Raw genomic sequence first — 20,495 nt, 5'->3', positions numbered from 1 at the left:
ACTGCGGCCTGCCCCAACAAACCGGGCAGGCCGCTTTTTTTATGCCCTGAAACGGAGGGATTTTCATGACACTCTTTGAACTGGTAAAACAGAATATTTGTGTGCCGGATGCAGCGAAACACTATGGGCTGCAAGTCAACCGAAATGGGATGTGCAGTTGTCCGTTCCATGAGGACCAACACCCCAGCATGAAGCTGAACGAACGGTATTTTTACTGTTTCGGTTGTGGAGCCACCGGCGATGTGATTGACTTTGTGGCAAGGCTGTTTGGCCTGAACAGTTACGAAGCAGCGCAGAAACTGGCACAGGATTTCGGGATTGACCCGGACAAGCCCCCGGCGGCAATCGCCTTACCAAAACCGGAGCGTCCTCTGCTGAAAGCATACCGGCAGGAAGAAGTGCGCTGTCTGCAGGTGCTGTGTGATTATCTGCATCTTCTGGAAAGCTGGAAGGTGCAGTACGCACCCAAGACACCGGAAGATGTTCTGGATGACCGGTTTGTGGAAGCCTGCCAGATGCTGGACTATGTGGAGTATCTGGCGGATTTGCTCATTGCCGCCGAACTGGAACATCGGGTGAAAATCGTGGAAATGCTGAACAAGGATGGCCTGATTGCCGGTTTGGAGGAACGGCTGGACAGACTGAAAAAGGAGGACGGTGCCTATGAAAAACAAAACGCAGCTTGACGGGATGCCCGTCTGGTTCGATGGCAAAAGCATCAACGAAGCCCTGTTTTGTGAGGAGTTCTTGCAGACGCACAAGATCATCTTCACAAACGGGGCTTTTTTCACGCCCGAAGGCCGTGTGACAGACGAACTACCCCTGCGGGGAGAAATTTTTGAGGAGCTGAAATGCTGTGCGGTCAGCAACATTCCCCGCAAAATCAGCAACATTGTGGAGCTGATGAAGCTGGCCGCACTGGTGGAGGATTTTCCCCCGGAGCCGGATCGGATTCATCTTTCCAACGGCACGCTTTTTCTGGACGGAACTTTTGCGAAAGGAAAGCCGAAAATCGTCCGCAACCGTTTCCCCGTGTCCTACAAGCCCAACGCCCCAAAACCTGTTCTCTGGCTGCAATTTCTGGATGGTCTGCTCTACCCGGAGGACATCCCCACCTTGCAGGAATATATCGGCTACTGCCTGATTCCCAGCAACAAGGGGCAGCGGATGATGGTCATTAAGGGCAGCGGCGGCGAAGGAAAGTCGCAGATCGGCGCTGTGCTGGGAACTTTGTTCGGTTTCAACATGAAGGATGGCAGCATCGGGAAAATATCCGAGAACCGGTTTGCCCGTGCCGATTTGGAACATATCCTCCTGTGCGTGGATGACGATATGCGAATGGAGGCCCTGCGCCAGACCAACTATGTGAAATCCATCGTCACTGCCCAGGGCAAGATGGATTTGGAGCGCAAGGGCAAGCAGAGCTATCAGGGATGGATGTGCGCCCGGCTGCTGGCCTTCTCCAACGGAGATTTGCAGGCGCTGTTTGACCGGAGCGACGGATTTTATCGCCGCCAGCTGGTGCTAACCACGAAAGAAAAACCGGCTGGCCGTGTGGATGATCCTGACCTTGCCGAGAAGATGAAAGCCGAGGTGGAGGGTATTCTGCTGTGGGCTTTTGAGGGATTGCAGCGGCTGGCCGCAAACAACTTCAAGTTCACCGAGAGCCAGCGCACCAAAGACAACCGGGAAGCAGTCAAACGGGACAACAACAATGTCTATGATTTTCTGGATTCTGACGGGTATGTTCGCCGGAAAGCCGATCTATCTGCCAGCTCCAAAGAACTGTACGAGGCATACCAGATTTACTGCACCGAAAACAACCTGCCTGCCCTGAAGCCACGCAGCTTCAGCGAAGCCCTGATCGCCTGCCAGAGCCGCTACAATCTGGAATACTGCAACAATGTGACCAACGCAGCCGGACGGCGGGTGCGTGGATTTCTGGGGATTGAGGTACTGGTGAGAAATCATATATCAGTGTTTTCCGGTGATTCGATGCGTACGTACGTACCGGAAGATGTGCCGGAGGAATGGCGGCGCTGAACCGTGTACGTACGTACGCTTTGATTGACCCTTGTTCTCCCTTTTATAGCAATTCGGCGGCTATGGCAGTCAGAATCACTGGTCAAATCCCCATGCTAAATCAAGGCAAGTGGAAATCGAAAAGTATTTGCCTATTGGAAGAAATCATTTTGCGAAACCGTGCTTCTCGCCCCGGTGAACCGGGTGCATGGAATCATGGGGAAATGCACGGTTTCAAGCCAAGTCACACGTAACGGAAAAGTCGGAAGGTGCGACCTATGGGCAGGACATCACACCGGCAATTCTGAACGGATTTGGTGACAAGGAGATTTTTCACCACACAGCGAAGCGGTTATGCCAGAGGGCGTACCAGCTTCGCTTTTTTATCAAGTAAATTTAGGAGGATTTTGATGATGACGGTACGCAACGAGATTAATGCACAGATCGTCCGGGCCGGATATACCATGCAGGAGGTAGTTGACCGGCTCCATGAGGAATACGGCTGGTCGGACAGTGTTTCCAACCTGTCGGCCAAGCTCCAGCGGGAATCTATCCGCTATAAGGAGGTTGTGGAACTGGCTGATGTGCTGGGCTATGACCTGATCTGGCAGAAACGGAGGTAAATCTATGACAAGTGAAGAAAAGAAACTGTTGCAGGCAAAGCACCGCTTGGAGGAAGCCCAGGCACGGGACCAGGTGAAGGAACGAAAAGCACGGACAAGGCGGCTCATTCAGGAGGGTGCTGTGCTGGAAAAAGTGCTGCCGGAAGTACAGGCGGTAGGGCTTGATAATCTGGAAGAATACCTGCGGCGAAAGCTGGCAGGACACGATTGAAAACGGCTGGGAGGTCTCCGGGAAACCGGGGGCCTTCCTCTTTTTTATCCCGAAGGGCGCACTTACTCACCACCTGCTAAAGCAGGCGGTGGTAGCCCTCCCGTTGGTCGGGCACGTGCGCTCTCCGAGGGGGATTGCGACTCCTGCGGGAGCCGCTGGACAAGGCTGCATTTCTGCCAAACTGCCAGCCTTGCCCATGCAGTCGGCGCAGGGGTTTCCGTTTTGGAAGCCCCTGTTCATGGGGTGGTATATTGCCACCCCATCCCGCCGCCTGCCTGCATCAACCTGCCGCCGGCAGCTTGACACAGATACAGGGGGGAACGAATCGTTCCGCCCCTGCTGGTGGTGCGTCGTATTTCACGACGCACTGAGCGAAAACAAGGGTGCCCTGTTTCGGGGCACCCCTTTCAGAAAGGACAAGGTGATTTATGGCGATTTATCATTTGGAGGCTAAGATAGTCAGCCGTGGAGCCGGACGCTCCGCCGTAGCTGCTGCGGCCTATCTGAGCTGTTCTCGGATGCTCAACGAGTATGACGGGGTGCAGCACGACTACACCCGCAAACAGGGCCTTGGGTGGCGGCAGGTTTTTCTGCCAGCCACCGCCCCCGTAAAGTGGCAGGATCGAGAAATCCTGTGGAACGCTGTGGAGGAAACCGAAACCGCAAAGGACAGTCGCCTTGCCCGTGAATTTGTGGCGGCGCTGCCCATAGAACTGAGCCGGGAGAAACAAATCCAGCTTCTGCAAGATTTCATCAAGGAACAGTTTGTGGCAGACGGAATGTGCGCTGATGCTGCTATCCATGACCCGTATCCTCCCGGACACAATCCCCATGCCCATATCCTGCTGACGGTGCGCCCGCTGGATGAAAAGGGAAAATGGCAGTACAAGACCGAGAAAGAATATCTCTGCGTCAAAGACGGCGAAGAACGGGGCTTTACCGCCGCTGAGTTCAAACAGGCACAGGCCGACGGCTGGGAGAAACAGTACCAGTACAAAGTGGGAAAAAAGAAGGTGTATATGGCCCCGTCCGCAGCGCAGGCGCAGGGCTATGAACGGGTATCCAAATATCCTAAAAGCACCAAATATGGCAGGCAAAATCCCATCACAGAACGCTGGAACAGCGACGAGCAGCTTGTTTTGTGGCGGGCTGCATGGGCGGATGTGGCAAACCACTATCTGGAGCGCACCGGGCACGAAGAACGCATCGACCACCGCAGCCATGCCGAACGTGGCCTGCTGGAGCGGCCTACGGTCCATGAGGGGGTGGTTGCCAGAGCCATGGAGAAAAAGGGCATTATCTCTGACCGGTGCGAACTGAACCGGCAGATCAAGGCCGACAATGCCCTGCTCCGGGAGCTGAGAGGACAGGTCAAAAAGCTGGCGCAGGCAGTTAAAAGCACCCTACCGGCGCTTGCTGAGGCCATGGAGAATCTGCGTAAAAATCTACTGCTGTTCTGCTATCAGCTGGGGTATCTCCGCAAAGGCAAGGAACGCCTGAACACTTCGCTGAATACACTGCGCCCTGCCCTCGCACAGTACAATCAGCTTGCAAAGGACATTCGGGATAAGACGAAGGAGCGCCGCAGTCTGCTTTCCGAAAAAAAGGCACTCTCTGCGGTTCATGTATTCCGGCACCGGGAACTGGCGGCTAAGATTGCGGCTCTGACGGAGGATTTGGAGGAACTGCGTTCGGAGAAAAATCTGCTTCTGGCATCGCTGGCATATACCGAGGAAGATGCCGCCGATAAATTTCCCAAAGACATTGTAGCTATGGAACAGAGCCTAGAACGGTTGGAAGAACAGGAACAGAAATATTCTGCCGAGTTGGACGCTGCCCTGAACGAGTATGCCGGGCTTCGGGAGCAGGCACAGAGCGTTGATCCGGTGCAGCTGTATGAAGCAAGGCAGGCTATCCGCCCCGGTAAGGAGCAGGAAGCGGAGAGCCGGGCACAGCAGGTCTACGGCGAGAAGTACAACCCGCTGCTGATGTTTGACAGCAAAAAGGCGGTTTCCCGTATGCTTCATGAGGATATGGAGCGACAGGCGGTACGGAGAATGATGCGACAGGCGCAGAAGGAGCAGCAGACTCTTCAAAAGAAAAAGAGTGAGCAGGAACGGTAACCCACCGTTCCTGCTCACCCAAGATGACCTTATAAAAGATCATTTAACAAATTCATACACTTTACCTTTTGCTGCAAGTTGGCACTGCCATATACATTGAGAGTAAAAGACACATTTTTATGTCCGAGAATTTCAGAGAGAGATTTCACATCAAACTCTGGTATTTCAATGGCTCTTACGGCAAATGTATGCCGTATCTCGTGGAACTTTACCTTTTGCAGCCCATTTCGTTTCAAAAAACGGGAAAAGAACTGCCTGTAAGTTCGAGGCTCTGTCGGCTTTGTTTTGCCAGTCAAGAAGTAATGGTTGGGATTTTCCGTATAAAACTTCTTGATAATGTTCATGAGCAAAGACGGTACGGGAATTGTTCGAGCTGATGTCTTGGTCTTCGGCGGCCCTATGTGCAGATAGGACTCTCCCTTTTTCTTGTCATAGATGCGTTGAACGGTTTTGTTGATGCTGATGGTTTTATCTGTCAACGAAATGTCCTTCATCTGTAAGCCGCAGAGTTCACCAATCCGCACACCAGTAAACAGTGCAATGAGTATGCCGGCGGTCTTCCGGTTCAGGTTCATGTATATACACTGAATTAAAGCCTGCTCTTGATCCTTGGACAGAGAAACCACCTTTTTTATTCCCAACTCTTTGGGGTATTCTATCAAGTCCCAGTTGAGCAGTGGTATTGCTCTTTCCTTGTAGGCATATTCCATAGCAAGCCGCAGCACGAGAATCACATCTCGTATGGTCTTCACAGTGAGACCGCCGGACTTATCCAGCCGCCCGGACTCGTAAAGATACGATATGTAGCTCTGAATGTCCGGCTCGGTAATGCTGCCGATCTTCCGCTTACCGAAGTGAGGTATTAAGTGATTTTCGGCTATCAGCGTAAAACTGGCATGGGTTGACGGTGTGATCATCGGCTTCTTTTGATTTAGCCAAGTGTTCAATAGCGTCTTGAATTGTGTATTGTTAGTCATGTTGACCACCTCCACGATTATTATCACGTGGAGGACGAAGATGTGCATTTCCATCCTCAAGTAACGGTCTCGAAAAGCGTCCGAAACTCCGCTTCCCTGGCTTTGATGAGCCGTATGTGCTGCATCGCATAGGAGACATCTATGCCGAGCGCAGTGAGCGTGGGGCAGCTGATATGGAGCTACTTTCTGTAACGATGAATGATGGGGTTATGCAGCGTTCCGAAATTGAGGGAAAAGATAACTCAAGCGAGGATAAAAGCAGCTACAAAGTTGTTCGCAAGGGCGATATGGTCTATAACTCCATGCGTATGTGGCAAGGAGCAAATGGTGTTTCCCCTTATGACGGCATTGTCAGTCCTGCATATACCGTTCTTACAGCTAAGTTACCTATCTGCAATGATTATTTTGCTGCACTCTTCAAAAACTATAAGCTGATCAATGAGTTCAGAAAAAACTCGCAGGGAATGACCTCAGATACATGGAACTTGAAATACCCGCAGATAGAAACAATAAAGGTGTATTTGCCGGTAATTGAAGAGCAGGAGAAAATCGCCTCTATCCTCGTTACCCTCGATAAAAGAATCGCTGCACAGGCAGCACTCATTGAACAGCTCAAGAAGTATAAAAGAGGTGTCATATCTGCACTTCTAAGTTCAAAGACTAATCCTTATTATTCATCCGAAACATGGAAAGAAGTAGCTTTATGTGATGTAGCAAGCGGCTTTGAGTATGGCATGAATGCCGCTGCCACGGTCTACGATGGTTCTCATAAGTACATTAGGATTACAGATATTGATGATAATTCCCATCTTTATAGCCAAGATGTACCGGTCTCACCAGAAGGGCAAGTAGATGAAAAGTATCGAGTTCGAGAAAACGACATCTTATTTGCTCGTACAGGGGCATCTGTGGGTAAAAGCTATCGCTACCAGCGTAGTGACGGTGATCTTTATTATGCTGGCTTTCTTATTCGCATTCATGTAAATTCAGATGTGAATTGCGGTTATGTTTTTCAGAATACATTAACTGAGGCATATAGGCGTTGGGTTCTCCTTGAATCTGCTCGATCTGGCCAGCCAGGAATTAACGCTGAGCAATATAAACAATATCGCTTTCTGCTTCCGCCCTTAGAGCTACAAAATAAAATCTCCACCTTGGCTACTAATCTCGACAATCTAATCTGCAAAGAGGGAAATCTTCTATCACAAATCGAACAAGTAAAAATAGCTTTATTGCAGCGGCTTTTTATATAAAGAGCCGCTGCATAAGCCCCGTTCTTTCGTTTATAAGCGTGTCCAGCATATTTTCGTGAGCGGTTATTGTGAAGTCAAGTTTTGAGAAAAAACGGGCGATTTTCTTTTGTTCATGTAAAGGCGGCAGAAAAACAGTTTGATTCAAAACCGTTCCACGATCTATGCCTTCAATTAGTCCTGTGGCGTTCCGCTTGATCCTATCCGACAAGAAACCCGTCAGGTAATAGCAGAAGTCGCTTGTCATTTTTTCATTTGCACGCAAAGACATAAACTGTCTCGCTATGTGTGCCTTTTCCTGTGTTAATCTCACAACTGCTCCTGAACCAGAGCCTTTACAGACAAGTAGGGTGTCACCCTTATACGCATAACACCGGGGTATCTGCGTCCATCTACTGACCACTGTTTCTCCTTTCACAATACAACTGGCTCCTGTCATATAAGGAACACCTATTTCTTGATCATTGTATTCAGCAGGCGCAAAGTCTTGTCCTGATTGTAGCGAGATGAGGTCTCCCATTTTGTATTTATCCCATTTTTGAGGCTTAGCCGAAAAAGAAACTTGTTGAGTGAATACTGCTTTTAACGCACCTCTTTTATACTTCTGACTAAGTACGCAGAAAAGCTATATGAAAGACGAAAATCCCTTGCAATAGCGGAAATTCTCTGCTACTGCAAGGGATTTTGCTTCAAGTTCTTGCTACTGTTCAGTTAAAAAATAGACCTCAAGTAACGGTCTCGAAAAGCGTCCGAAACTCCGCTTCCCTGGCTTTGATGAGCCGTGGAACACAGCTCTTCTTTCAGACTATTTTGTTAAAAGCACTAAGAAGAACTCTGATGGAATGATTAGTAATGTTATTTGCAATTCAGCAAAGCAAGGCCTGATTCCTCAGCGAGAGTATTTTGATAAGGACATTGCAAACAGCGATAATACAAATGGATACTATATCATCGAGTCCAACGATTTTGTTTACAACCCCAGAAAATCTGCCGATGCACCTTACGGCCCCATAAGTAGCTATCAATACCCGGAGGCGGGAATAGTGTCTCCTTTGTACTTGTGCTTCCGTGCCAAGCGAGAAATCAATCCGCTTTACTTCGAGTGGTATTTTCGCTCGTCGACATGGCATCGGTACATCTATATGTCCGGTGACAGCGGTGCAAGACATGACAGAGTGAGCATCAAGGATGACGTCTTTTTCGCAATGCCAATAAATGTTCCCTCTGCAAAGGAACAGGAAAGGATCTCTTTATTTCTCGATGCCATAGAGCGAAGAATTGAGACGCAACGTACTTTGGTTGAGACCCTCAAGAAGTATAAAAGAGGTGTCGTTCGCTCCCTATTATCGCCAGAGCATTGTGGTCTAAAAGAAGTTCAATGGCAGTGTGATACCATAGGCAATCTTGGCTTCTTTATCAAGGGTGCGCCATTATCAAAAGCCGATATTTCCGAAACAGGAACTCCATTTATTCTGTACGGCGAGCTATATACAACCTACCATGAAGTAATTACATCCGTTGTCAGAAAAACGGAAGCAGTAGTTGAACAAGTTCATCATAGTATGGTGGGAGATGTGCTTATACCTACTTCTGGGGAAACGTCAGAAGAAATTTCCACAGCTTCGTGTGTTATGCTTCCGGGTGTTATTCTTGCTGGTGATCTTAATATTTTCCGAAGCACTAAAATTGACGGAAGAATAATGAGCTACATACTTAACCACATTGTCAACGGGAACATTGCCCGTGTCGCTCAGGGTAAATCTGTGGTTCATGTACAGGCAAGTGAAATCTCAAAGATTAAAATATCATATCCTGATCCTGAAACACAAATCCGCATAATAAAAATTCTTGAGGCAATCAGCAACCGTATAGAGTCATGTGAGAATGAGTTAAATCATCTTACTAAAATGCGCAGCTCTCTGTTGCAGCAGCTCTTTATATAAAAAGCTGCTGCAACAACGCTGTTCTTGTATTAGTAAGGGCATTAACTGTTTTTTCTTCAAAGGTAATACGAAGGTCCAACAAATAGAGCATAGAAGCGATCCTTCTCTGTTCTCTCTCCGTAGGTGCATACACGCTGGTTTTAACAAGCTCTCCCTTGCTAATCGAAGACACCTTGGTTCCCTGAACGAGAGGATATATTTGTCTCCTGAATAGAGATGAATTGAAGTAGTAAGCAAGGTACATCGGATGGAACTTCATGAGTGGACGACAAGGAATGGTGTGCAATCCTGATAATACAGCCAATCCGTTCGCTCCAGCTATTTCTGTCGCTTTCCCTACGGAATAGTCTTCCGCAGTATCAGCAAACACAATATCACCATCACGCAGATAGCTTGTAGCAACGAACTTTTGAAGGTTAATAGTTGGTTTAATGTATGGGGGAGTGTACTCGGAAATATTTGTTACTGCCCCATACTTGACCAACACATCGCCATAGTGTATGTTTTGAACTGAGCTGGGGTTAGTTGTCAAATCATCTCGTGAAAAGGTATTATTCTGTAACAGTTCAAACGCATCTCCGAGCTTAACAATCTTACAACTGGGACTCTGTGCAGTACGATCAAATAGCGTATCAGACAGTCCTCTTTTATACTTCTTGAGGGCATCAATGATTTTACTCTGAGCCGCTGCCCTTTGATCCAGCAGATATAGAAAACGGCTTATCTTTTCCTGTTCAGCAATCGTTTGTGGAGATGAGATTTCAGTTTTAGAAATATTACCCTTGCTGATAGACAGAACTTTAATACCTTGCATTAAAGGAACGAGCTGCTTGTGATAGTGGGGGGTGTTCATGTAATACCCCAAATACATGGATGCAAACGGGAAAAGAGGTCTACACGGAACTGTATGCAGTCCAGCCTCGATCTTTCTGCCGGAAATATTCAATAGTTCAATTGTTTTTCCAACCGTTTCATCTTCGGCGGTATCTGCAACAATTATATCCCCGTCTTGAAGATAGTCGTAATTTGTGCTTTCATGCCCAGAAATAATGTGGGGAATGGTGTTGTCTGTGGCATCGAGAATACTTCCGTATTTGATCAATACATCACCATAATGAATATCCAGCACATCTCCGGTTGCATCAAGCTCAGCTCGTGAAAGAGTGTTGTTTTGCAAGAAGGAAAATACAGAGCTGAATTTGTGGCTACACCACGGCTCATCAAAGCCAGGGAAGCGGAGTTTCGGACGCTTTTCGAGACCGTTACTTGAGGATACATTTGCCATAATTATTCGCCCTCCACTTCGAACGGGAAATCAAGTCCCAGCTCGTCAAAAAACGGTTTCAATTCTGCATCAATGCCCTTAATTTCGTTCTGGAGCTGGCGGATTTCCGCAGCTACTTGGTTCAGATCAATCTCTTCCTCCGGCTCGAAGGTATCAACGTACCGGGGGATATTGAGGTTGAAGCCGTTCTCTGCAATTTCCTGCATCGTGGCAACATGGGCATACTTGTCCACATCCTCACGACGCTCGTAAGTCTCAACAATCTTGTCAATGTCGCACTCACGGAGAATATTTTGGTTTTTACCGGCTTCAAAATCGCCAGAAGCATCAATGAACAGAATGTTGTCGGCATTGTCATTTCGCTCTCTCTTGAGGACAAGAACACATACCGGAATGCCTGTGCCGAAGAAAAGGTTGGCCGGAAGACCGATCACAGCGTCCAGAACATTCAACTTCTGGATAAGGTGTTTGCGGATCACTTCTTCTGCAGCACCACGGAACAGAACACCGTGAGGCAACAGCACAACAGCTCGTCCGTCCTCATCCATGTGATGTACCATGTGCTGAACAAAAGCGAAGTCAGCCTTGCTCTTCGGGGCAAGCTTGCCGTACTCATTAAAACGGGGGTCTTCCATAAAGCTCAGATCGCCAGACCACTTAGCAGAATACGGGGGATTTGCAACCTGAACACGGAATTTCATGTCACCAAAGTAGTCATGCTCCAAGGTGTCTCCGTTGTAGATATTGAAATTCCGGTAAGGAATGCCACGGAGAATCATGTTCATTCGGGCGAGGTTGTAGGTCGTGGAAGTTAACTCCTGACCATAGTAGTTACGGACATTAGCATAGCTCTTGAGGCGAAGCAGAAGAGAGCCAGAGCCACAAGTGGGGTCGGCTGCATCCTTAACATCAGTCAGCCCAAGGCAAGCCAAACGGCACAGCAGTTCAGCAGGCCCTGAAGGAGTATAGAACTCGCCAGCCTTTTTACCGGCTGTTGCTGCGAACTGCCCAATCAGATACTCATAGGCATTGCCAAGGACATCAATCTTCGTGTCTTCCACACTAAAGTTGATCTCATCCAAAGAGGCAATGATTTTTGCCATAACAGCACTTCTATCCTTAACTGTGTGCCCCAACTTAGTAGAATCGAGCTGCATATCGGAGAACAGTCCGTCAAAATCCTCCTGCGAATCGTTGCCAAGAGTAGATTCCATCAGGGAGTTAATCGCTTTCTGTAAAAATTCAATATCAAAAGAACGATTTTCAACCATTTTGACCATCTTGCGGAACAGAAATTGTGGCTCAATGATAAATCCTAAGTCACGAAGAGCTTCCTCTACAACTGCGGTCTTATATTCCTCATCAGTCCAAGCATCCTCATAGCTGATATTATCATCTTTCAGCAGATTAGTCATGTACTTCTCGGTGCGATCCGAAAGGTAGTAGTAGAAAATCATGCCTAAGATGTAGTTCTTAAACTCGTAGGCTTCCATATTGCCCCGGAGAGCGTTTGCCATTGCCCAAAGTTTGTTACAAAGCTCCTTCTGGTGAGCCTGAATACTGTTGTCCATTTCACATTCTCCTTATTGATATTTTTCGGTATGCTGCCGGATAAAGTCTACAATCCTATTGACTAAGGAACGTTTTTTCAACAGCGGCATCGGTTTTTCGATACGGTCACGGATGTTACCCGCATCCATTGTACCGGAGAACTCGTATTCCGAGATGAAGTCAGTAAGCATAGCGGGGTCGATTTCCTCTGTTTGCGCAAAGGCAACGATTTCCTCACGCTTTGCCTCATTCTCAAAGTCGTTGTAAGCAGCGTCGATTTCGTCTGCACTCTCAAGGCCAACAACAACACGGTCTAAGAAGGCTTGCAGGATCTCAACCTTGCGAAGCAACTGCGGATTATCGGTTCGTCCCAGTTCTTCCTTGATGTGCTTAATATCATAGTCCTTCTGTTTAGCATCATCAAAGTGGATGTTACGGATGAGGTTCATGATATAGGCAACATTAATCCTGTCGCTCTCCATTAGCTCGATGCAGAAGTCCACATCGTTCAGAACAGAGACAACTTCTCGATCTTTCTTGTGCTTTGCATAGAGCATCAGGTATTTACTCTTATAGTCCTGATATTCCTGCTCTGTCATGATAAGTGAGTCCTGGTCAAAGCTGAACTCAATAAAAGTTTGCAGAGATTGGAGATACTTCGTAAGCTCACGGAAGGTCTCAACGAAAAGCTTCTGGTCATCCTCACTCTGCATAGTGTCGATGTCAGCCGGTGTCTGCGCAAGTTGCTTCAACCGAGTAACCATCTCATTGAATTTCTCTACAAAGTAGGGATATTCGGGAACGACAATGCCCGACGTGTCGTGGCTTTTTGAGAAGAGCGTAAGAGCATCATCCGTTCTCTTCTTCAAGTTTCGATAGCAGATGATAATACCGAAGGGCTTGGTTTCTTTTTCCACACGGTTTGTTCTGGAATAGGCTTGGAGCAGATCGTGGTATTTCAAGTCCTTGTCTACATAGAGAACGGACAACTGCTTGCTGTCGAAGCCGGTCAGGAACATATTTACAACCAAAAGGATGTCAAGGGGCTTTGTCTTCTTACCCTTCACACGGTCGGAAATATCTTTATGGTATGCAGCAAATGTATCTGTCGAGAAGTTTGTGCTGTACTTCTCGTTATAGTCCTTGATGATCCGTTCCAGGGCATCCCGACTATGTTCATCTTTGCCCTCAGCCTCTTCATTCTGCCCATAAGAGAAGATACCGCTAATATTCAGGTCATGTTTGATCTTCTTGAAGATGTCGTAGTATTTAATCAGAGCTTCAATCGAAGCGACAGCAAAGATGGCTGTGTACTGACCATTTCTCGTTTTTGCCTTGTGATTCTGAACGATATGGTTTGCGATCAGAGACATCCGTTCCTCGGACATATAGAGTTCACCTACATTAATCGCATCCGCCATTGTGGGATCGTCCCAGTCAAAATCACCTTCCATTGTTTTAATGTACTCAATATGGAAGCCGAGAACATTATTATCGAAGATAGCGTCCTTGATGAGATAATTATGCACACATTCTCCGAACAGCATTTCCGTTGTCTGCGTAATTTTCCCCTCAGTCTTTCCGTTCACCTCAAAACGGGGTGTGCCGGTAAAACCAAAAAATTGCGCTTTTTGGAAGTGCCGAACGATGTCCTTATGCATATCTCCAAACTGACTACGGTGACACTCATCAATAATGAAGACAACCTTTTCATTTTTGTAGGTGTCCATGATCTTTGAATACTGAGGACGCTTAACCGCATTGGCCATTTTCTGCATCGTAGTAACGATAAGCTGTCGGTTTTTATCCTGCATCTGTTTTACAAGGACATCGGTACGATCAGTTGCATCAACAGAGCCGTTCTCGAACTTGTTGAACTCTTCCGTTGTTTGAGAGTCTAAGTCCTTCCGGTCAACGAGGAAGATGACCTTTTTAATGTTGGGGTTGGCTGCGAGAATCTGTGCCGTCTTAAAGGAAGTCAGTGTCTTTCCTGCGCCGGTTGTATGCCATACGTAGGCATTGCGGTTAGTAAGTGTAGCTTGCCGGACAAGGGCTTCCACCGCATATACCTGATAAGGACGCATCACCATGAGCAGTTTATCCGTGTCGTTAAGGATGGTATATCTCGTCAGCATCTTTATGATGTGATCCCTTGCAAGGAAGGAGATGGAGAACTCTTTCAAGTTGGTAATACGCACATTATTGAAGTCCGTCCAGAAGAAGGCGAGGCTATGAAGCATATCTCTGTCAGAGTTGGCAAAATACTTTGTATCTACACCATTGGACACTACAAAAAGTTGGATAAAGTGGTACAATCCATTGTAGGAATGCTTTTTGTAGCGCATCACTTGATTGACAGCTTCTCGGATGTCAATGCCACGCCGTTTCAATTCCACTTGAATAAGCGGAAGACCATTGACGAGTATTGTCACATCATAGCGATTGACATACTTGCCGACAACAGTTGTCTGATTTGTCACCTGAAAAATGTTCTTTGTGTGGTCGGCATCGAAGAAAGAGAGGTACACCTTCGTCCCGTCCTCACGCTCCAACACGAACTTATCTCGAAGGATCTTTGCGCTCTGGAAAACAGATTTTCCGAGCATGATATTCATTACACGCTCCCATTCTTTGTCGGTCAAGGGGCGGTCAAGCTTCGCTGAATTAAAGGTTTCAAATTGAGCTTTGAAGTTTTCTACCAGTGCGTCATAGTCTGGTATAGAGACGCTGGTATAGCCTTGCTTATTGAGCTGGTCTATGAACTGTTGCTCAAGGGCTGCTTCGCTTTGGTATGCCATATCTTCATCTCCTATACTTGAGGATATTTTTGAATAATCAGATATTGAAAATTTGAGATCCTTTTACAAAATAGGCTTTTACTGTGCAGAATCGTCATCAATAAATTCCATAATATCGTTCATTGTACACCCTAATGCCTTGCAAATCTTCCCAAGAATATCGGTTGTAACATTTTCACCATGATTTAATTTGTTGATGGTATAATGACTAATTCCAGCACATCTTTCTAAATCTCTTTTTTTCATATCTTTGTCTATCAATAGCTTCCAAAGTTTCTTATAGCTGACTTTCATAAAAATCCTCCGTCCAAATAAAATCAGTTATAAAAGTAAGTATAGCAGAAATTTGTCGGTTTCTCAATTATTATGTTTGCGAACGATGTAATATTGAGCGATATTTTGGCATGTTTATTTGGCTTTTTGATATAGGGTGATATATCGTGGAGAAAACACCCTTGACAAATCACTTTCCAAAAGAGGATTTTGGAAACCTATGCCAAACAGAATGGATTTTCTAATCTGCGCTGGTACACCGACGACGGTTATTCCGGTGCGAACTTTCAAAGACCCGGATTTCAAGCCATGCTTGCAGACATTGAAGCAGGGAAAGTCGGGACAGTTATCGTCAAGGATATGTCGAGGTTAGGGCGAAACTACTTACAGGTGGGAATGTACACAGAAATGATTTTCCCACAGAAAGGTGTCCGCTTCATCGCTATCAATGACGGAGTGGACAGCGCACAGGGGGAAAATGATTTTGCCCCGCTGCGGAACATTTTTAACGAATGGCTGGTGAGAGATACGAGCAAGAAAATCAAGGCAGTAAAACGCTCTAAGGGCATGAGCGGAAAGCCCATCACAAGCAAGCCCGTCTATGGCTACCTCATGGACGAGGACGAAAACTTTATCATTGACGAGGAAGCCGCCCCGGTGGTACGGCAGATTTACAGCCTTTGCCTTGCCGGGAACGGTCCGACCAAGATAGCCCGTATGCTGACCGAGCAGCAAATCCCCACGCCGGGGACGCTGGAATACCGCAGGACGGGCAGCACCCGCCGCTACCACCCCGGCTATGAGTGCAAGTGGGCGACCAATACCGTGGTTCATCTGCTGGAAAACCGGGAATATACGGGCTGTCTGGTAAACTTTAAGACCGAGAAGCCGTCCTACAAGCTGAAACACAGCATAGAAAATCCCCCGGAAAAGCAGGCGGTTTTTGAGAACCACCATGAGCCTATCATTGACCGGGAAACGTGGGAACGGGTGCAGGAGTTACGCAAGCAGCGCAAACGCCCCAACCGTTATGACGAAGTGGGCTTGTTCTCCGGCATACTCTTTTGTGCCGACTGCGGCAGCGTCATGTACCAGCAGCGATACCAGACGGACAAGCGCAAGCAGGACTGTTATATCTGCGGAAGCTACAAGAAACGCACCGCCGACTGCACAGCGCACTTTATCCGCACTGACCTCTTGACCGCTGGCGTACTCTCCAATCTGCGGAAAGTTACCAGCTATGCGGCAAAGCATGAAGCCCGGTTTATGAAGCTTTTAATCGAGCAGAATGAGGACGGGGACAGACGCAGGAACGCCGCCAAGAAAAAGGAGCTGGAAGCCGCCGAGAAACGCATAGCCGAGTTATCTGCTATCTTCAAGCGGCTGTATGAGGACAGCGTAACCGGGCGCATATCGGACGAGCGTTTCACAGAGCTGTCGGCAGACTATGAAGCCGAGCAGAAAGAACTGAAAGAACGTGCCGCCAGACTGCGGGAAGAACTTTCCAAAGCGCAGGAAGCCACCGCAAACGCTGAAAAGTTTATGAATGTGGTACGCAGGCACACTACCATTGAAGAACTTACCCCTACTCTGCTGCGGGAGTTTGTGGAGAAAATCGTTGTCCATGAAAGCGTTGCCCTTGACGGGAAACGCCGGGGCAAGTTACGCAGACAGGAAATCGAAATCTATTATTCTTTTGTCGGCAAGGTAGAACTGCCCGACACCTAACCGCCCGACCTATCCGACATACCTCATGTGCCGGATAGGAACGGCAAAATTTTTTACACTTCTATTACTTCTTTATCACACATAAGCAAAATCACAGGGCATGAAGCAGCTCATGGCCGGCGCTGGTGTAGCCGTAGTCGGCATGGTCCTTGTACCTCTGCTCTCAGGGCTTTTCTCTGTCTAAGCGTCCCCGCATGAAATCCTTGCCGCTCCCGCAGTTTTGCGGGGGCGGCGGAAAGGAGGTTGACACCGTATGGATTTCTTACTTGAAGCCCTGACAAATTGGCTGAAAGAAATGCTGGTGGGCGGTATTATGAGCAACCTTTCGGGGATGTTTGACAGCGTAAACCAACAGGTCGCGGATATATCCGTACAGGTAGGCCAGACCCCACAGGGATGGAATGGCAGTATTTTCAGTATGATTGAGAATCTGTCCAACTCCATCATGGTGCCGATTGCAGGCGTGATCCTGGCTATCGTGATGACCGTAGACCTGATCCAGATGATCGCAGACAAGAACAACCTGCATGATGTGGACACCTGGATGATTTTCAAGTGGGTGTTCAAATCAGCCGCTGCCATCCTCATTGTCACAAACACATGGAATATCGTGATGGGCGTCTTTGATATGGCGCAGAGCGTGGTGGCACAGGCGGCAGGGATCATCGGTTCGGATGCGTCCATTGACATTTCCTCAGTTATGACCGATTTGGAACCGAGGCTGATGGAAATGGATCTGGGGCCGCTGTTCGGGCTGTGGTTCCAATCCCTCTTTATCGGCATTACCATGTGGGCGCTGTATATCTGTATCTTTATCGTCATTTATGGCCGTATGATCGAGATTTACCGCGCGTCCAGAAGTGCCGCTTTTCATCCAAAGGCGGTACGCGGGCATTTTGGGAATCCGGCTTTGGCAAGCCGGTAAAGAAAAGTATCAAAGATGTGAAAAACGTCACTTTAGCGTCATTCGGTTTACTCCGGAGGGAAACCATAAGGGGGACAATAGCGTACCGGAAAAATCGCAAGTTGGGGAAACCATCTACCCACGACTGAGCGGCAAGATGCAACATTGTGAATGAGGAACAAGGCTAAACTGCTTTAAGGGCAGTCCGAGGCGGGATACTCGACCCGGCGGCGCAGGATGGTTGTATTCGCCGTATGTCATAGCGGAATGTGACAGGTAAACACAGACCGCACGATACTTATGACAGCCAGCCGCAATAAGCGGAAAAGGACGAAAACCCATTACCGACATCACAATACGCTTTTCCCAAAGTGTCTAACTGGAGATTGCCTAAACCGGAACGCCGGGATTATCCGGCTATGCGTAATGCCGCAAGGCGATAAATTTCAAGGGGTAAAAACCCAAGAAAGATGACGCTGAATATCCGGCATGGCAACGGAGCCTCCGTAGTAGTCCGAGGGCGGGAAAGCCGTCTACATGGCGAAGGGAGGCAGGATGTCAACCAATTCATAAAAAGGAAAGGTGCGTGAGGCATTATGAGAAGTCCTGAAAATGTGTTGGAAAGCCTGAAATCCAAGGCGTGTAACAAGAGTTACAAGTATGGGCGGTTATACCGCAATCTGTACAATCCACAATTCTATCTGCTGACATACCAGCGGATACAGGCGAAACCAGGCAACATGACAGCCGGAACAGACGGCAAAACCATTGACGGTATGGGAATGGCAAGGATAAACGCCCTCATTGAAAAAATGCGTGATTTCAGCTACCAGCCCAACCCGGCGAGGAGAACGTATATCCCGAAATCCAATGGGAAAATGCGCCCTCTGGGAATACCGTCATTTGACGACAAACTGATACAGGAGGTGGTGCGGCTCATCTTAGAGAGCATCTATGAGCCAACTTTCAGCGACTACTCCCACGGTTTCCGCATAAACAAAAGCTGCCATACGGCACTCAAATATGTGCAGAAATATTTTACGGGAACAAAGTGGTTCGTTGAGGGGGATATAAAGGGCTGTTTTGACAATGTAGACCATCATGTGCTGATTGACATTCTGCGGAAGCGGATTGCAGACGAACATTTCATTGGTCTGCTATGGAAGTTTTTGAAAGCCGGATATATGGAGGACTGGAATTATCACAATACTTACTCCGGCACTCCCCAAGGCTCTATCATCAGTCCAATCCTTGCAAACATCTATATGAACGAACTGGACAGCTATATGGCAGAATACGCAGAGAAATTCAACTGCGGAAACCGCCGTAAAATCAATCCTGCGTTCAAGAAGAAGCTGGACGTTTGCCGGGGAAAAGAACAGCGGCTTAAAAGAAATCTTTCTAAAATGAGCGAGGAAGAAAAAGAGGACTTAATTGCGGAAATCCGGGAACTGCGGCGAAGTTTGAAATCCATGCCGTACAGTGACCAGATGGACGACAGCTATAAGAGGATTTGCTATGTCCGGTATGCGGATGATTTTCTGATAGGGGTTATCGGCAGTAAAGAGGACGCAGAACAGGTAAAACAAGAAGTGGGCTGTTTTATCCGGGAAAAACTTCATCTGGAAATGTCCGGGGAAAAGACACTGATTACCCACGGACATGACTTTGCAAAGTTTCTGGGGTACGAGGTCACAATCACCAAAGGCGAGTACAGCAAAAAGACCAAAACCGGGGCTACCAGACGAGTGAACAACGGAAAAGTCCTGCTCTATGTTCCCCATGATAAATGGTTAAAACGCCTGCTCTCCTACAATGCCCTCAAGATTAAATACGACAAACAGAATGGAAACAAAGAGGTCTGGGAACCAGTCCGGCGCATCCGCCTGTTGCACCTGGACGACTTGGAAATCCTAAACCAGTACAATGCAGAAATCCGTGGATTGTATAACTACTACCGGCTCGCAAACAACGTGTCCGTACTCAATAACTTCTACTATGTAATGAGATACAGTATGCTCAAAACTTTTGCTGGAAAATACCGAACAAGAATCAGCAGAATTATACGCAAGTACCGCCAAGGGAAAGATTTTGCAGTGGAATATCCGAAGAAAAACGGCAAAGTGGGTAAAGTGCTGTTCTACAACAATGGGTTCCGCCGGAATACCAAAGTCGAAAGCGGCAACCCCGACATAGTGGCAAGAGTGGTTGAGAACTACGGGCGCAACAGCTTGATAAAAAGACTTCAAGCGAATAAATGCGAGTGGTGCGGCGCAGAGAATGTGCCGCTTGAAGTACACCATGTACGAAAACTCAAAGATTTAAGTGGCAGGAAACAATGGGAAATCGCCATGATTGGGCGCAGGCGCAAGACAATGGCACTCTGTATTGACTGTCACGATAAGTTACACGCAGGGAAATTAGACTGACATCTGGAGAGCCGGATACATTGAGAGGTGTAAGTCCGGTTCGGAGGGGAGTTTTCGGAAACCTGCCATAGTGATATGGCAAGGCGCCGGGTTCTTACCTTACTTGTGACTTCGGTGGCTCCCGTTCCAATGGCTGCCATGATGGGCAAGGAATGGGGCGGTATGGGACAGAACTACCTCCGCTCCCTGCTGGCGCTGGGCTTTCAGGCGTTTCTCATCATCGTCTGCGTGGCAATTTATGCTGTGCTGGTGCAGAACATCGCTTTGGAAGATGACATCATCATGGCGATCTGGAGCTGCGTGGGCTACACCGTACTGCTGTGCTTTACGCTGTTCAAAACCGGCAGCCTCGCAAAATCAGTCTTTCAGGCGCATTAA

Annotated in this window: 15 protein-coding genes and 4 pseudogenes; 13 read left to right on the top strand and 6 right to left on the bottom strand. The window is 47.7% G+C overall.

The window, feature by feature from the left end; all coding sequences use genetic code 11:
- Positions 1-65 precede the first annotated feature (65 nt).
- From CGC65_RS30085 to mobQ, 6 genes are all read left to right on the top strand, one after another.
- A complete protein-coding gene (locus tag CGC65_RS30085; RefSeq protein ID WP_007037431.1) occupies positions 66-686 on the top strand; it encodes a CHC2 zinc finger domain-containing protein in 621 nt (206 codons plus the stop codon).
- Positions 664-2,043, top strand: coding sequence for a DNA primase family protein (locus CGC65_RS30080; protein ID WP_007037432.1), 1,380 nt, complete (start codon positions 664-666; stop codon positions 2,041-2,043). Before CGC65_RS30085 ends, CGC65_RS30080 begins: the two co-directional genes overlap by 23 nt.
- Before the next feature lie 389 nt (positions 2,044-2,432).
- Positions 2,433-2,645, top strand: a complete 213-nt coding sequence (locus CGC65_RS30070; protein ID WP_007037434.1) for a hypothetical protein — start codon at positions 2,433-2,435, stop codon at positions 2,643-2,645.
- A 4-nt stretch (positions 2,646-2,649) separates the two neighbouring features.
- Entirely contained in the window at positions 2,650-2,856 is a 207-nt protein-coding gene (locus tag CGC65_RS30065; protein ID WP_007037435.1) for a hypothetical protein, read from the top strand.
- Positions 2,857-3,094: 238 nt separating this feature from the next.
- Positions 3,095-3,310, top strand: a complete 216-nt coding sequence (locus CGC65_RS30060) for a hypothetical protein (RefSeq protein WP_007037436.1) — start codon at positions 3,095-3,097, stop codon at positions 3,308-3,310.
- A complete protein-coding gene (gene mobQ, locus CGC65_RS30055) occupies positions 3,285-4,979 on the top strand; it encodes a MobQ family relaxase (protein WP_007037437.1) in 1,695 nt (564 codons plus the stop codon). The genes CGC65_RS30060 and mobQ overlap by 26 nt, the downstream gene beginning before the upstream one ends.
- A 29-nt stretch (positions 4,980-5,008) precedes the next feature.
- On the opposite strand, the gene CGC65_RS30050 is transcribed toward mobQ, so the two are convergent.
- Positions 5,009-5,956: a tyrosine-type recombinase/integrase gene (locus tag CGC65_RS30050; RefSeq protein ID WP_039897369.1), complete on the bottom strand. Its 948-nt coding sequence runs from the start codon at positions 5,954-5,956 to the stop codon at positions 5,009-5,011.
- A gap of 116 nt (positions 5,957-6,072) precedes the next feature.
- Between CGC65_RS30050 and CGC65_RS30045 the strand changes: the two genes are divergently transcribed.
- A complete protein-coding gene (locus CGC65_RS30045; RefSeq protein WP_007037439.1) occupies positions 6,073-7,209 on the top strand; it encodes a restriction endonuclease subunit S in 1,137 nt (378 codons plus the stop codon).
- Here the strand turns inward: CGC65_RS30045 and CGC65_RS30040 are convergent.
- Positions 7,202-7,738: pseudogene (locus CGC65_RS30040) on the bottom strand (restriction endonuclease subunit S); the annotation flags it as partial. The gene CGC65_RS30045 and the pseudogene CGC65_RS30040 overlap by 8 nt on opposite strands.
- Positions 7,739-8,048: 310 nt before the next feature.
- On the opposite strand from CGC65_RS30040, the gene CGC65_RS30035 reads away from it, so the two are divergent.
- Positions 8,049-9,149 (top strand): restriction endonuclease subunit S, encoded by a 1,101-nt coding sequence (locus CGC65_RS30035; RefSeq protein WP_007037441.1) that lies wholly within the window; start codon positions 8,049-8,051, stop codon positions 9,147-9,149.
- Here CGC65_RS30035 and CGC65_RS30030 read toward each other — a convergent pair.
- The 4 genes from CGC65_RS30030 to CGC65_RS30015 all read right to left on the bottom strand — a co-directional run bounded on the left by CGC65_RS30030 (position 9,142) and on the right by CGC65_RS30015 (position 15,077).
- Complete coding sequence (locus CGC65_RS30030) at positions 9,142-10,434, bottom strand: restriction endonuclease subunit S domain-containing protein (RefSeq protein WP_007037442.1); 1,293 nt, start codon at positions 10,432-10,434, stop codon at positions 9,142-9,144. The two genes, CGC65_RS30035 and CGC65_RS30030, sit on opposite strands and share 8 nt — an antisense overlap.
- A 2-nt stretch (positions 10,435-10,436) precedes the next feature.
- Positions 10,437-12,005, bottom strand: a complete 1,569-nt coding sequence (locus CGC65_RS30025; protein WP_007037443.1) for a type I restriction-modification system subunit M — start codon at positions 12,003-12,005, stop codon at positions 10,437-10,439.
- Between the two features lie 12 nt (positions 12,006-12,017).
- A complete protein-coding gene (locus tag CGC65_RS30020) occupies positions 12,018-14,783 on the bottom strand; it encodes a type I restriction endonuclease subunit R (protein WP_007037444.1) in 2,766 nt (921 codons plus the stop codon).
- Positions 14,784-14,861: 78 nt separating this feature from the next.
- Entirely contained in the window at positions 14,862-15,077 is a 216-nt protein-coding gene (locus CGC65_RS30015; protein WP_007037445.1) for a helix-turn-helix domain-containing protein, read from the bottom strand.
- A gap of 168 nt (positions 15,078-15,245) precedes the next feature.
- Between CGC65_RS30015 and CGC65_RS30010 the strand changes: the two genes are divergently transcribed.
- The 5 genes and pseudogenes from CGC65_RS30010 to CGC65_RS29990 all read left to right on the top strand — a co-directional run.
- On the top strand, positions 15,246-16,784 hold the full coding sequence (locus CGC65_RS30010) for a recombinase family protein (protein ID WP_039897370.1): 1,539 nt from the start codon (positions 15,246-15,248) through the stop codon (positions 16,782-16,784).
- Between the two features lie 85 nt (positions 16,785-16,869).
- Positions 16,870-16,968, top strand: a pseudogene (locus CGC65_RS32350) (Maff2 family mobile element protein); the annotation flags it as partial.
- A gap of 69 nt (positions 16,969-17,037) precedes the next feature.
- Positions 17,038-17,676: pseudogene (locus CGC65_RS30000) on the top strand (VirB6/TrbL-like conjugal transfer protein, CD1112 family); the annotation flags it as partial.
- A 608-nt stretch (positions 17,677-18,284) separates the two neighbouring features.
- Complete coding sequence (locus CGC65_RS29995) at positions 18,285-20,117, top strand: reverse transcriptase/maturase family protein (RefSeq protein WP_002569170.1); 1,833 nt, start codon at positions 18,285-18,287, stop codon at positions 20,115-20,117.
- 99 nt (positions 20,118-20,216) lie between these two features.
- Positions 20,217-20,495: pseudogene (locus tag CGC65_RS29990) on the top strand (VirB6/TrbL-like conjugal transfer protein, CD1112 family); the annotation flags it as partial.

Origin of the sequence: Enterocloster bolteae (assembly GCF_002234575.2) — a bacterium.
GTDB lineage: Bacteria > Bacillota > Clostridia > Lachnospirales > Lachnospiraceae > Enterocloster > Enterocloster bolteae.
The sequence above is the reverse complement of the archived record's forward strand: the minus strand, read 5'-3'. Positions and strand labels throughout refer to the sequence as shown.

Bases quoted from the DNA above. Each gene is read 5' to 3' on its own strand.
- CGC65_RS30085 (WP_007037431.1), top strand. From the start codon at position 66: ATGACACTCTTTGAACTGGTAAAACAGAATATTTGTGTGCCGGATGCA.
- CGC65_RS30080 (WP_007037432.1), top strand. From the start codon at position 664: ATGAAAAACAAAACGCAGCTTGACGGGATGCCCGTCTGGTTCGATGGC.
- CGC65_RS30070 (WP_007037434.1), top strand. From the start codon at position 2,433: ATGATGACGGTACGCAACGAGATTAATGCACAGATCGTCCGGGCCGGA.
- CGC65_RS30065 (WP_007037435.1), top strand. From the start codon at position 2,650: ATGACAAGTGAAGAAAAGAAACTGTTGCAGGCAAAGCACCGCTTGGAG.
- CGC65_RS30060 (WP_007037436.1), top strand. From the start codon at position 3,095: ATGGGGTGGTATATTGCCACCCCATCCCGCCGCCTGCCTGCATCAACC.
- mobQ (WP_007037437.1), top strand. From the start codon at position 3,285: ATGGCGATTTATCATTTGGAGGCTAAGATAGTCAGCCGTGGAGCCGGA.
- CGC65_RS30050 (WP_039897369.1), bottom strand. From the start codon at position 5,956: ATGACTAACAATACACAATTCAAGACGCTATTGAACACTTGGCTAAAT.
- CGC65_RS30035 (WP_007037441.1), top strand. From the start codon at position 8,049: ATGATTAGTAATGTTATTTGCAATTCAGCAAAGCAAGGCCTGATTCCT.
- CGC65_RS30030 (WP_007037442.1), bottom strand. From the start codon at position 10,434: ATGGCAAATGTATCCTCAAGTAACGGTCTCGAAAAGCGTCCGAAACTC.
- CGC65_RS30025 (WP_007037443.1), bottom strand. From the start codon at position 12,005: ATGGACAACAGTATTCAGGCTCACCAGAAGGAGCTTTGTAACAAACTT.
- CGC65_RS30020 (WP_007037444.1), bottom strand. From the start codon at position 14,783: ATGGCATACCAAAGCGAAGCAGCCCTTGAGCAACAGTTCATAGACCAG.
- CGC65_RS30015 (WP_007037445.1), bottom strand. From the start codon at position 15,077: ATGAAAGTCAGCTATAAGAAACTTTGGAAGCTATTGATAGACAAAGAT.
- CGC65_RS29995 (WP_002569170.1), top strand. From the start codon at position 18,285: ATGAGAAGTCCTGAAAATGTGTTGGAAAGCCTGAAATCCAAGGCGTGT.